Consider the following 12,427-nt stretch of genomic DNA (forward strand, 5'->3'; position numbering starts at 1 on the left):
GAGAACCTCCTCAGGCGAAAAGTTTCTGAGCTTTTAGCAAAGCTTCTGCCAACCGATCGACTTCCTCGCGCGTGTTGTAGAGCGCGAAGGAGGCGCGGCATGTCGAAGTCACCCCGAAATGCGACAGAAGCGGCATTGCGCAATGCGTTCCGGCGCGCACGGCGACGCCGGAACGATCGATGATGGTCGCGATGTCATGCGCATGCGCCGCCTTCATCTCGAAAGCGACGATCGGTCCCTTGTCCGGCGCATTTCCGAAGATGCGCAGGCCCTCGATCTCGGAGAGCCGCTGCTGCGCATAGGCCGTCAGTCGCGCCTCATGGGCGCGGATCGCGCCGCGGCCGATCGAGTCGATATAATCGAGCGCCGCGCCGAGCCCCACGGCCTGGGCGATCGGCGGCGTGCCCGCCTCGAAGCGATGCGGCGGCGCGTTGTAAGTCACAGTGTCGCGCGTGACGGTCTCGATCATCTCGCCGCCGCCAGCGAAAGGCGGCAGCGCTTCGAGCCATTTACGCTTACCGTAAACCGCGCCGACGCCCGTCGGGCCGTAAAGCTTGTGGCCGGTGACGACGTAGAAATCGACGTCGAGCGCCTGCACGTCCACGTCGAGATGCACGGCCCCCTGCGAGCCGTCGACGCAGATCGGAACGCCATGCGCATGGGCGATGCGCGCCATATCCGCGATCGGCGTCGGCGCGCCGACGACATTGGACATATGCGTCACCGAGACGATCTTCGTCCGCTCGGTGAACATCTTCTCGAAAACGTCGAGATCGATGACGCCATTGTCGTCCGGCACGATCCATTTGATGACCGCGCCCTTGCGCTCCCGCAGGAAGTGCCAGGGCACGATGTTGGAATGATGCTCCATCAGCGACAGGATGATCTCGTCGCCCTCGCCGATATGGGCGAGCCCGTAGGAGGCGGCGACAAGGTTGAGCGCCTCGGTCGCGCCGCGCGTGAAAATGATCTCTTCCGTCAACCCGGCGTTCAGGAAACGCCGCACCGCTTCGCGCGCGCCCTCATAGCCCTCCGTCGCCGCATTGGCGAGGTAATGCAGGCCGCGATGCACATTCGCGTATTCGTGCTCGTAGAAATGCGTCAGCCGATCGATGACCGCGCGGGGCTTTTGCGCCGAAGCGGCGTTGTCGAGATAAGCGAGCGGCTTGCCGTAAGGCATTTCGGCGAGGATCGGAAAATCCGCGCGGATTTTTTCGACGTCGTAGAGGGTCACGTGCTGGTTCATCGCGCCCTCGCCGCCATCCAGGAGGAAATGCGCGTGGCGAGGAAGCCGCGCAGCGCCTCGTTTTCGAGTCCCTCGAAAGCCTCATTGGCGAAGCCTTCGATCAGCAGCGCCTCCGCCTCGACGCGCGGAATGCCGCGCGCCACGAGGTAGAAGAGCTGGTCCTTGTCGAGCCGGCCGCAAGTCGCGCCATGTCCGCATTGGACGTCGTCCGCGAAGATTTCCAGCTCCGGCTTGTTGTTCATCGTGGCGCCGTCCGAGAGCAGGACGGCCTTGGACTGCATGACGCCGTCGGTCTTCTGCGCGCCCGGCCGCACCACGATCTTGCCCTGGAAGACGCCCGTGCCCTGCTCGTCGAGAATGCTGCGGAAGCGCTCGCGGCTTTCGCCATTCGGAAAAGCATGGTCGACGACCAGCGTCGTGTCGACATGCTGGCGGCCTTTGGCGAGCGTCGCGCCATTGAGCGAGACCTTCGCCCGCTCTCCATCGAGCCGCGCGAAGATCTGGCGGCGCAGCAGCCCCGCGCCTTCGAGCAGCGCGTAGGAATTGAGGCTCGCCCCTTCGTCGAGATGGGCGAGCAGGCTCATGACCCGCACCAGCGCGTCGCTTTGCCCCGAAGCGTGGGTGATAATATCGAGCGTCGCGCCCGAGGCGAGACGGACGATCAGCGCCTGATTGTCCTGCGCCGGCGCCGACGAGAGCGCGCCGGCCGTCTCGACAATCGTCGCGTGAGCGTCCTTGCCGACGATCACGACATTGCGGCTGAAGCTCGATTGCGCCTCTTCCGACGAGACGAAGGTCGCGAGTTCGATCGTTTGTTCCAACGTTGCGCCGCCGGCGACGCGCAGCACCACGCCGTCCTGCATCAGGGCGGCGTTGAGCGACAAGGCGGCGTCGTCCGTCTGGACGTCGCTGCTGGCGATGAGCGCCATGATCCCGGCCGCGCCCTGCCCCAGCGCCTCGCGCAATGGCTGCGCCTTTACGCCTTCCGGAAGAGCGGCGAGGTCCGAGAGGTCCGGACGGAAGACGCCGTCGAGCGTCACGAGGCGGATCGCGCCGCATTTCGCCGGAAGCGTCAAAGCAGCCGCGTAGACGGACGCGATCGGCGCGGGCTTGGCGAGCGCGGCCTTGAGGTCCGTATAGTGCCAGGCCTCCACGCGGCGGTTCGGAAGCCCCTTGGCGGCGAAGGATTCCCAGGCCGCCTGACGCAGGCCGGTCGCTCCCTTGCCCTTCATCTCGTCGAAGAGAGAGAGAAGCGCCGCATCGGTTTCGGTGGCGAGCTTGATCATGGCTTACGCCGCCTCTTCAGCCAGATATTCCCGATAGCCGTGTTCTTCGAGCTCGAGAGCGAGCGCCGGCCCGCCCGAACGCTGGATGACGCCCTTCGCCATCACATGCACCGTGTCCGGCTTGATGTAGTCGAGCAGACGTTGATAGTGCGTGATGACGAGGAAAGAGCGCTTGGGATTGCGCAGAGAATTGACGCCTTCGGAGACGACGCGCAGCGCGTCGATGTCCAATCCCGAGTCGGTCTCGTCGAGAATGCCGAATTTCGGCTGGAGCAGCGCCATCTGGAGAATGTCCATGCGCTTCTTCTCGCCGCCCGAGAAGCCGGAATTGAGCGGCCGGCGCAGCATCTCCTGCGAGACGCCGAGCTTGGCCGAGGCCTCCTTTACGGCCTTCATAAATTCGGGCGTCGCCAGCTCCTCTTCGCCGCGCGAGCGGCGCTGGGCGTTCATCGCGGCCTTGAGGAAGGTCATGGTGGCGACGCCGGGGATCTCCACCGGATATTGGAAGGCCAGGAATATTCCCTTGGCGGCGCGCTCATGCGGCTCCAGCTCAAGTATGTTCTCGCCGTCGAGCAGCACCTCGCCTTCCGTGATCTCATAGCCCTCGCGGCCGGAGATCACGTAGGAAAGCGTTGATTTGCCCGTGCCGTTGGGCCCCATGATCGCGGCGACCTCGCCGTCCTTCACGGTGAGCGTCAGGCCTTTGAGGATCTTCCGGTCGCCGACCGAAACGTGGAGGTTCTTGATTTCGAGCATCGTAAACTCTTCCGGTCTCTGGGGCGTCATGGCCGGCCTTGTGCCGGTCATCCACACGCGTTTTGTATTCCTTAGTCGCGGCCAAGAGCCACATTGCTGACAGGCGTGGATGGCCGGGACGAGCCCGGCCATGACGCAGAGCGTCGCTACCCCACGCTCCCTTCGAGCGAGATCGAGATCAGCTTTTGCGCCTCGACCGCGAACTCCATCGGCAGTTGCTGCAGCACGTCGCGCACGAAGCCGTTGACGATCAGCGCCGTCGCCTCTTCGGCGGAGAGCCCGCGCTGCTGCGCATAGAAGAGCTGGTCCTCGGAGATCTTCGACGTCGTCGCTTCGTGCTCGAACTGCGCGCTCGGGTTTTTCGACTCGATATAGGGAACCGTATGCGCGCCGCAGTCATGGCCGATCAGCAGGCTGTCGCATTGCGTGAAGTTGCGCGCGCCTTCGGCTTTACGATGCGCGGAAACCTGTCCCCGATAGGTGTTCTGCGAATTGCCCGCCGAGATGCCCTTGGAGACGATGCGGCTCTTGGTGTTGCGGCCGAGATGGATCATCTTCGTGCCGCTGTCGACCTGCTGATAGCCGTTCGACACGGCGATCGAATAGAACTCGCCCTGCGAGCCGTCGCCGCGCAGGATGCAGGACGGATATTTCCAGGTGATGGCCGAACCCGTCTCCACCTGCGTCCATGAGATATGCGAATTGCGGCCGCGGCAGTCGCCGCGCTTCGTCACGAAGTTGTAGATGCCGCCCTTGCCCTCGCTGTCGCCGGGATACCAGTTCTGCACCGTCGAATATTTGATCTCGGCGTCGTCGAGCGCCACGAGTTCGACCACGGCGGCGTGAAGCTGGTTCTCGTCGCGCTTTGGCGCCGTGCAGCCTTCGAGATAGCTCACATAGGAGCCCTCGTCGGCGATGATCAGCGTGCGCTCGAACTGTCCCGTCTTCTGCTCATTGATGCGGAAGTAAGTGGAGAGCTCCATCGGGCAGCGCACGCCCTTCGGGATGTAGACGAAGGAGCCGTCGGAGAAGACCGCGCTGTTCAAAGTCGCGTAGAAATTGTCCGTCACCGGCACGACCGAGCCGAGATATTTCTTCACCAGCTCCGGATGCGTCTTCACAGCCTCCGAGATCGGGCAGAAGATCACGCCCGCTTTGGCCAGCTCCTCCTTGAAGGTCGTCGCGACCGAGACGCTGTCGAACACCGCGTCCACAGCGACCTTGCGCATTTCGACGCCGGCGAGGATTTCCTGCTCCTTGAGCGGAATGCCGAGCTTCTCGTAGGTTCGCAGCAGCTCGGGATCGACTTCGTCGAGCGACTTCGGACCCGGCGTCGACTTCGGCGCCGCGTAGTAATAGAGGTCCTGATAGTCGATCGGCGGATAGTGGACGCGCGCCCAGTTCGGCTCGTCCATGGTCAGCCAGCGGCGGTAAGCCTCGAGGCGCCATTCGGTCAGCCAATCGGGTTCGTTCTTCTTGGCGGAGATGAAGCGAACAATGTCTTCGCTCAGGCCCTTGGGGGCCTTCTCCGATTCGATATCGGTCGTGAAGCCGTATTTGTAAGCGTCAACGTCGATGGACTCGACGCGTTCAACGGTCTCCTTGAGAGCCGCCATGTCTTTCATCTCCTCGTCACGACGGGTTCAAGGCCCGCCGGCCGATCTGGTTCCCCGCCCGCTTGAGCGCTTTCCGCCGAAATGGAAGCCGGTTCGGCGTTCAGAAAGCGCGGCCAAGCTAAGCGACGGAACGCCGCGACCTGATCCGGTTCACGACCTCCGCAAGAACCATTCCAAACTGTTCTACATCCTCTTCGCGAGTCGTCCAACCCAGGCTCACGCGCAAAGCTTCCTTTTCGGCGGCCCCCATGGCGGCCAGCACATGCGACTCCCGCACCTTTCCCGACGAACAGGCCGAGCCGCTGGACGCGGCGACGCCGGAAAGATCCAGCGCCATCAAAGCCGTATGCGCAGGAATGCCCGGCAGCGCAAAGGCGGAGGTCGTCGCGACGCGAAGCGCCCCGCGCCCAAAGAAACGCGCGTCGGGGGCGATTTCGGCAATCTTGTTTTCAAGAGAGTTGCGCATGAGGCGCAGCCGAAGCTCCTCCGCCGTCAGCCCGGCCAGCGAGGCGTCGAAAGCCGCCGCAAAGCCTGCAATTCCCGCGATATTCTCTGTCCCCGCGCGGCGTCCGAACTCCTGCCCGCCGCCCTTGGCCAGCGTTTCCGTTATGTGGAGGTCATCCTGCGCCGCCGCAAGCGCCCCGACTCCGGCTGGCCCCCCGAGCTTATGTGAGGAACAGAACAAAAAATCCGCGCCGGTGGACGGGAAGCATGTCTCGATTCTGCCAATGGCCTGGGTGGCGTCGCAGATGAGGAGTCCGCCCGCCGTATGGACCCGTTCGGCAACCTCGCGGACAGGCTGAATCACGCCCGTCTCGTTATTTACGGCCTGAAGCGCGGCCATGATCCGCTTGCCGGCATGCCGCGCCAACGCTTCGTCGAGCGCGGCTAGCGACAACGTTCCTTCCGCCGTGAGCGCGATGCGCTCAACTGCATCCGCCGGGAAGCGATGGCCGAGCAGGACAGCCGGATGCTCGCCCGCGCCGAGGAGCAGGACCTCGAACGGGGCTGGATTTTTTCCGCGCTGCAACATGGGCGTCAGCGCCAGATTGGCGGACTCGGTCGCGCCGCTGGTGAAGGTGACGTTGCGCGCCGCCGTCCCGAGCCCCCGCCCGATCACGGCCCGCGCCTGCTCCAGCAAAGCCTTGGCGGCGCGGCCCTCGGCGTGGACGGAGGAAGCGTTCCCCGGCGCCTCCATGGCTGCCAGCATCGCCGCCCGCGCCTCGGGGCGCAGCGGCGAAGTGGCGTTGTGGTCGAGATAGATGCGGGACTTCGACATGGAGCACATGTAGCCTTCTCCCGCGCGCGGGAGAAGGAAGAAACCCCATGATTCAGGACCGAACAAGGGCGTCCGCCGGTTTCACGGCCGCGCGGTCCTCGCCAGCCGCGCGAGGTTCACGAGCTCCGCGCGGTAGCCGAAGGGGTCCTCGCCCTTCGCGCCCTTGGCCAGCGCGATCACGTCGTCATAGCTGTATTTGCCGATATAGGGCGCGCCCTTCAGCAATTGCCCGAAGGCCGCGACCGCGATCGAGAAGCGCACATCGTCCGTCGTCGCCGACAGCTTCTCGACAGCCTGCGCATCGCCGATCGGCGACGAGATCAGCTTCGACTCGTCTTCCTTCGGCAGCTTGTAGCGCAGCTTGACGAAACCGAGTTCGCCATCGGCCGGACCCGACTCCGGCGCGATGCGCGTTTCGGCCGCGCGTTTGCCGTAGCGCAGATCGTCGACAAGCTTTTTCTCGCCCACGGGCGTAATTTCGTAGATCGCCGTCACGCGATGGCCGGAGCCGACATCGCCCGCGTCCACCTTGTCATTGTTGAAATCCTCGCGCTTCAGCGCGCGGGTTTCATAGCCGATCAGGCGATATTCCGAGACGCGCGCGGGATTCCATTCGACCTGGATCTTCACATCCCTGGCGATGGGGAAGAGAGTCGATGAAGCCTCCTCCACCAGAACCTTGCGGGCCTCGTTGAGATTGTCGACATAAGCCGCCGCGCCATTGCCGTTCTGGGCGAGCGCCTGCATCAGCGCGTCATTGTAATTGCCCTGCCCGACGCCGAGGATGGAGAGGAAAATCCCCTTGTCGCGCTTGCGCTCGATCACCCCCTTCAGCTCGCTTTGATCGGTGACGCCGACATTGAAATCGCCGTCCGTCGAAAGGATCACGCGGTTGACGGCGCCCTTGTCGAAATTCTCTTCCGCCAGACGATAGGCGTCCTGAATCCCCTGCGCGCCCGCCGTCGAGCCGCCGGCGCCCAGCGCGTCGATCGCCGCGATGATCTTGCCCTTATCGGAAATCTTGGTCGGCTCCAAAGCGACGCCCGAACCCGAGGCGTATGTAACGAGCGCCACCGTATCCTCCGGCTTCAACTCGTCGACCAGCATGCGTAGCGCGTTTTTCACGAGCGGAAGCTTGTCCTCCGACGCCATCGAGCCGGAGACGTCGACGAGGAACACGAGATTGGCGCGCGGGCGCTGCGCGCTTTGCAGCGCATAGCCCTGCACGGCGACATGCACGAGCCTGTTATGCGCGTTCCAGGGCGACGGCGCGACGGTGATCGTCGGCTTGAAGGGAATGTCCGCGCTTTCCGGCTGCGGATAATTGTAGGGGAAGTAATTGATGAACTCCTCGACGCGCACGGAATCCTTCGGCGGCAGCCGCCCCGAACTGATCGCGCGCCGCGCGAAGGCGTAGGACGCCGTGTCGACATCGATCGAAAAGGTCGAGACCGGTTCCTGCGCAACCTGTTTGACCGGGTTGATGTCCTTCGAGTCGAACTTGTCGCGGAATTCCTGATCGACGGGCGGCGGGAGCATTTCGGCCATGCCGTGCTCCGCCGGCGCCTGCATCATCACGCCATTGGCGACGGCGCGCGCGTCTTTGGGTTTGGCGAGCGGCGGCGCGGAAGCCGACATGGCGAAATTGGCGACGCGTTCGGCTTTCTTCGCTTCCTGCCGAGCGATCGTCGCGGGCTTGGCGGGAGCCGGAAGCATGAAATGCGACTGCGGCAAGGCTGCGACCTTTCCGCGATTCTCGTCGACCGCCTCCGCGACGGACGGCCGCGCTGGCGTCGGCGGCAGCGCATCGACGACGTCGAGTCCGCCACCCGTCACATTGCCCGAGACCTTCCCGAAAGTTCCGGCGGGCTGCGCCAGATTGTGCTTATAGACCAAGAAAGCGGTCGGCGCGCCGATCATCAGCGCGGCGACGGACGCGGCGAGCGCGCGGTTTGTGTGAAGCAGACGCATGGGCTTTTTCCCCTCCGTTCGAGACAATGCGTCTCTCGGACGGACGGGCGCGTCATTTCCTTGGGTCTCGCTCCCGCTTTTTTTCGCGTCGTCGAAAGCGGCCATGGCGGCGGCGAGCGCGGCTCGCTTCGCCGCGTCGCGCGGCGGCGGGACATCTTTGAGGCGCGTGAGGTCGGGTTCAGTCATGCCGGCTCCTTTGGGGCGCAGGCGGACCGTACCCTCCCCTCGAGGGGGAGGCGTTAAGCGCGCAGCGTCCGTCATTGCGAGGAGCGCAGCGACGAAGCAATCCAGCGCCACGCCGGAGCTGCTGGATTGCTTCGCGTTTCCGCGAAGTCGGGTATACCCGACTTCGAAAAAAATGCTCGCAATGACGATAGGCGGAGGAATGAGTGAGCCTCGCCATCATCACACCGCCTCCAGCGAAATCTTGAGCCGCTTCCTGGCTTCGTGCAGACGCCAGGACACGGTCTTCTCCGCGCAGCCCATCAGCGCCGCCGCCTCGCCATGCGACAGATCCTCGCCATAGACGAGGAGCACCGCGTCGCGCTGCTGCTCGGGAAGCGCGCGCACGGCGCGCCAGAGATCGTCATTGGCGGCGGCGTCCTCGGGAGATTCGCAATCGGCGCAGTCGGCGAGTTCAATCATCTGCTCGGGCGCGAAGGCGACGACTTTTCTCCGTGCGCGGATGTGATCGACGGCCGTCGTATAGGCGATGCGATAGGCCCAGCTCGAAAAGGCGCAATCGCCGCGAAAGTTTCTGATCGCGCCGGCCATCTTCACCATCGTCTCCTGTGCGATGTCCTCGGCCTCGGTCCGCGCGCCCGACCAGCGCCAGGCGAGCGCATGCACGCGGTCGTAATGGCGCTCCGCCAATGCCGCGAAAGCCGCGCGGTCGCCCGCCGCCGCGCGCCGCGCCAATTCGCCGTCGGTCGGATCGCTCGCCGTCAATTCGCCCCCGAAATGTCTCGCCCCGAATGATTAGACGGGAGGAGTTGGGAATTCCTTGGGGCGCGACGCAAATTTTTTCGCGGGGCTCAACCCCGATCTTTTCACCGTTGCTCGGGGAGAGGGAACGAAGCGGCGGCGCCCCAGCCAGAAACCCAGCCTTTGCGCCATCGTCGCGAGTCCCAGCAACGAGCCCAGAAACACAAATACCGCCTCGACCGCCGCCGCCGCGAGCCCGCCGAAAACCAGCGCCCCGCGCCCGAGCGTCGCCAATATCGCCCGGGTCGCCCCGCCCCGGGCCTTGGCGAGCCGCGCGGCCTTTCCCAGTTCCGCTCCGTCTTCCGCCACGGCCAGCGCATCCTTGACTCCGCTCGCGCCGGCGCGGCGATAGATCGCAGCCGCGTCCTCTCCCACCGCCCGGAAGGTCGCGAGCGCGCCCGGCCTCACCACTTTGACGGCGGCCGCACGGGCGGCGGCGAAATCGGCTTTCGCGACCGCCGAGAAACCCGCCGTCAGCGCCTCGCGATCCACGGCCTTGGCGGCGGTCGCTCCGAGCGCCCTGGCGAGCGGACGCGACAGTCGTCCGGCCTTCTGCGCGCTTTTGACGATGGTCATTCCCGAACGCGCCGGCAGCAGCGCGCCGACGCTCGACCATGTAACGGCCGATAAAGCGAGTCCCGCCGCCGCGAGGCCGACGACGAGCTGATCGGGCTCCTCGCCGCGCCGGACTTTCTCGCCTTCGCTCCAGAGATCCCGAAGATCGCCATAACCAGTGAGATCGCCGATGAGCGCGCCGGTGAAAGCGGGGCCATTGTCGCGCGCGCCATGCAGAAAGCCTTGCGTGAAATCCTCGACCGTCTTTTCCTCAGCCTCGGCGTCAAGGGCGGCAAGTCGCCGCTCCTGCTCGGCGGTCGGCGCCAGGCGGCGCAGGCGGCCAAGTTCGATGAAGCTCCTGGCGAGATCTGCGTCGTCCGCCGCGAGCGCGGCGTCGAGCGCCTGCGAAAAGCGCGTGGCCGTGAGGGTCTGATCGAGCCGCGCGTCGGCGAGCGCGACCGGATCGTCCTTCGTCGCCGCGAGCCGGAGGCCGTCAAAGGCGGGCGTAAGGCTTCTCGCGGCGAGCCAGAAAAGCAGCGCCGCGAGGGAGAGGAAGAACAGCGCGCGGGCGCGCATGGGAGCGACCGTCATAGGGAAGATGTAGGGATGAATATTTCGCGGCGTTAGGGCGCATCGAAGATCAGCGGTTGTCGAAAAGACTTGGCCGCACATTTTGGGCTGTGTGGAATACGGCGCGAATAAGGACGCCGTCCTCCTCCTCGGTGTAGAAAACATCATGGGACTGGAAGCGAAACCGCCGCGCGCCTCTCAATAATTCATCGGCGGAGGTCCCCATTTTAGGGAAATCGGCGAGCAAGCCGAAAGTACGTTCGAGACCTTCGTGATAGGCTCTCGCCTGATAGAGACCGAATCTCCGGGCAGTAAATGCGCCAATGTCGCTAATTTGGCGTCTCGCCTGGAAGGAGAGGCGATACTTACTCACGCGGCGACGCGGCGGCCTCGATTTCCGCCCAAATCTCCTTCATCGACGCATCACAGGGCGTTGCGGCCTCGGCCGAGCTTAAGGCGCTGCGCATCCGACGAAGCTGCTCGTCGCGCGACAGCTCGCGCCAAGCCTCGATTTCCGCCTCGCTCGGCGTCGCCGAAGGCGTCACGCTTCGTATGAGCGACAGTTGATCGGACGTTGGAACGGCGGCCATGGGCAAAATCTATCGCAGACCGGTCTTAAAGCCAATGACGAGCGGAAGCGAAACTCCAGTTCCAGCGCCGCGCTCGCTTATCCGCCCCCTTCTCCCTTCCGAATTCCCTTGCAATTCACTCGGTCAAGCGTGCTAGAAGGCGCTCTCCCCCGTTTCCACAGGGAAATCCTATGCCCGAAGTCATCTTCACCGGCCCGGCCGGCAGGCTCGAAGGCCGGTTTCATCAGTCCGCCACGCGCGGCGCGCCGATCGCCATCGTCCTGCATCCGCATCCGCAATTCGGCGGGACGATGAATAATCAGATCGTCTATCATCTCTATTACGCCTTCGCGGAACGCGGCTTCTCGGTGTTGCGCTTCAATTTCCGCGGCGTGGGGCGCAGCCAGGGCAATTTTGACCATGGCTCGGGCGAGCTTTCCGACGCGGCGGCCGCGCTCGACTGGGCGCAGGCGGTGAATCCCGAGGCGCGCGCCTGCTGGATCGCGGGCGTCTCTTTCGGCTCCTGGATCGGCATGCAGCTTCTCATGCGCCGGCCGGAGATCGAGGGCTTTGTTTCCGTGGCGCCGCCCGCCAACCGTTTCGATTTCTCGTTCCTCGCGCCCTGCCCGTCCTCGGGCCTCTTCATCCATGGCGATCAGGACCGCGTGGCGCCGCTGAAGGAAGTCACCGGGCTGATCGAAAAGCTCAAGACGCAGAAAGGCATCATGATCGAGCACGCGGTGGTCGAAGGCGCCAACCATTTCTTCGAGAACAAGGTGGAGCCGCTGATCGCCCATGTCGACGCCTATCTCGACAGGCGCCTCGGCAACCCGCCGCGCATCGCCATTCCGGCGCGGGGGGATTAAGCGTCCCCTCGCCGCGCTTGCGGGGAGATGGGATTTACTACCCCACCTTCGCGCTCAATCGCGGGACGATCTCTCTCTCGATCGTCTCTTCGTCCAGCCCCTCATAGGTCGACCATTCGACCGTGGGGCCCGGCCCGATGACGAAGGTCGCCGGCACGCCCTTGGCCCCGAGCGCGCGCTGCAGATAAGTGTTCTCGTCCATGCCCACGGCGACGAAAGGATTGCCGTGTTTGGCCAGAAAGAGCCTGGCTTTCGTCGGCGGATCCTTCACGTCGGCCCCGTAGATCGGCGCGAGATTGCGTTTTGCGAGCGCGACGATCAGTTCATGCTCGGCCCGGCATGTCGGACACCACGACGCCCAGACGACGAGAAGCGAACGCTTCCCCGCGAGATCGGCGCTCGAGAAGCCCGGCATGGGCGCGCCTTTGGCGTCGAGCAGGCCCGGTAACGGGGGCAGATCGAACTTCGCGACCGAAAACGGGTTGAAGAGCCGCGCGGTCATGTCTTTTCTTTTCCAGACATGCTCGAACACGGCGGCGCCCGCCCCCAATCCCGCGAGGCCGACCGCGCCCAGAACGACGCTGCGTCTGGTGGCGAACCACTCGGTCTCTTTTTGCAAAGCGTCCGGCCGCATGATTGTCGCCCGTTACCGTTTGAGGAGCATCCGCGCTACCGGCAGAAATACTTTGAAACAGGTGAATGAATCGTGTTTCCGGAATTTCACAACCG

The 12,427-nt window shown here is 64.4% G+C and carries 12 protein-coding genes; 1 reads left to right on the plus strand and 11 read right to left on the minus strand.

Annotated features, from left to right (window positions below):
* Positions 1–10: 10 nt before the first annotated feature.
* From MMG94_RS04255 to MMG94_RS04300, 10 genes are all read right to left on the minus strand, one after another.
* Complete coding sequence (locus MMG94_RS04255) at positions 11–1,246, minus strand: cysteine desulfurase (RefSeq protein WP_016921807.1); 1,236 nt, start codon at positions 1,244–1,246, stop codon at positions 11–13.
* Positions 1,243–2,532, minus strand: a complete 1,290-nt coding sequence (gene sufD, locus MMG94_RS04260) for a Fe-S cluster assembly protein SufD (RefSeq protein ID WP_016921806.1) — start codon at positions 2,530–2,532, stop codon at positions 1,243–1,245. The genes MMG94_RS04255 and sufD overlap by 4 nt, the downstream gene beginning before the upstream one ends.
* Positions 2,533–2,535: 3 nt before the next feature.
* Positions 2,536–3,288 carry a Fe-S cluster assembly ATPase SufC gene (sufC, locus tag MMG94_RS04265; protein WP_026016518.1) on the minus strand — a complete coding sequence of 251 codons (753 nt, stop codon included), beginning with the start codon at positions 3,286–3,288 and terminating at the stop codon, positions 2,536–2,538.
* A 146-nt stretch (positions 3,289–3,434) separates the two neighbouring features.
* A complete protein-coding gene (gene sufB, locus MMG94_RS04270; protein ID WP_026016517.1) occupies positions 3,435–4,904 on the minus strand; it encodes a Fe-S cluster assembly protein SufB in 1,470 nt (489 codons plus the stop codon).
* 118 nt (positions 4,905–5,022) lie between these two features.
* The gene (locus MMG94_RS04275) at positions 5,023–6,183 is read right to left on the minus strand and encodes a cysteine desulfurase family protein (protein ID WP_016921803.1); all 1,161 of its coding nucleotides are present in this window, start codon (positions 6,181–6,183) and stop codon (positions 5,023–5,025) included.
* A gap of 81 nt (positions 6,184–6,264) precedes the next feature.
* Positions 6,265–8,340, minus strand: a complete 2,076-nt coding sequence (locus tag MMG94_RS04280; protein WP_016921802.1) for a vWA domain-containing protein — start codon at positions 8,338–8,340, stop codon at positions 6,265–6,267.
* Between the two features lie 219 nt (positions 8,341–8,559).
* On the minus strand, positions 8,560–9,102 hold the full coding sequence (locus tag MMG94_RS04285; protein WP_016921801.1) for an RNA polymerase sigma factor: 543 nt from the start codon (positions 9,100–9,102) through the stop codon (positions 8,560–8,562).
* Between the two features lie 30 nt (positions 9,103–9,132).
* On the minus strand, positions 9,133–10,269 hold the full coding sequence (locus MMG94_RS04290; protein WP_154420031.1) for a hypothetical protein: 1,137 nt from the start codon (positions 10,267–10,269) through the stop codon (positions 9,133–9,135).
* 64 nt (positions 10,270–10,333) lie between these two features.
* The gene (locus MMG94_RS04295; RefSeq protein WP_016921799.1) at positions 10,334–10,636 is read right to left on the minus strand and encodes a type II toxin-antitoxin system RelE/ParE family toxin; all 303 of its coding nucleotides are present in this window, start codon (positions 10,634–10,636) and stop codon (positions 10,334–10,336) included.
* Positions 10,629–10,853, minus strand: coding sequence for a hypothetical protein (locus tag MMG94_RS04300; protein ID WP_016921798.1), 225 nt, complete (start codon positions 10,851–10,853; stop codon positions 10,629–10,631). The genes MMG94_RS04295 and MMG94_RS04300 overlap by 8 nt, the downstream gene beginning before the upstream one ends.
* Positions 10,854–11,023: 170 nt before the next feature.
* Between MMG94_RS04300 and MMG94_RS04305 the strand changes: the two genes are divergently transcribed.
* Positions 11,024–11,698: an alpha/beta hydrolase gene (locus MMG94_RS04305; RefSeq protein WP_016921797.1), complete on the plus strand. Its 675-nt coding sequence runs from the start codon at positions 11,024–11,026 to the stop codon at positions 11,696–11,698.
* 37 nt (positions 11,699–11,735) lie between these two features.
* On the opposite strand, the gene MMG94_RS04310 is transcribed toward MMG94_RS04305, so the two are convergent.
* Positions 11,736–12,332: a redoxin family protein gene (locus tag MMG94_RS04310; RefSeq protein WP_016921796.1), complete on the minus strand. Its 597-nt coding sequence runs from the start codon at positions 12,330–12,332 to the stop codon at positions 11,736–11,738.
* Between the last annotated feature and the right edge of the window lie 95 nt (positions 12,333–12,427).

The organism is Methylocystis parvus OBBP (genome assembly GCF_027571405.1).
Taxonomy (GTDB): Bacteria; Pseudomonadota; Alphaproteobacteria; order Rhizobiales; family Beijerinckiaceae; genus Methylocystis; species Methylocystis parva.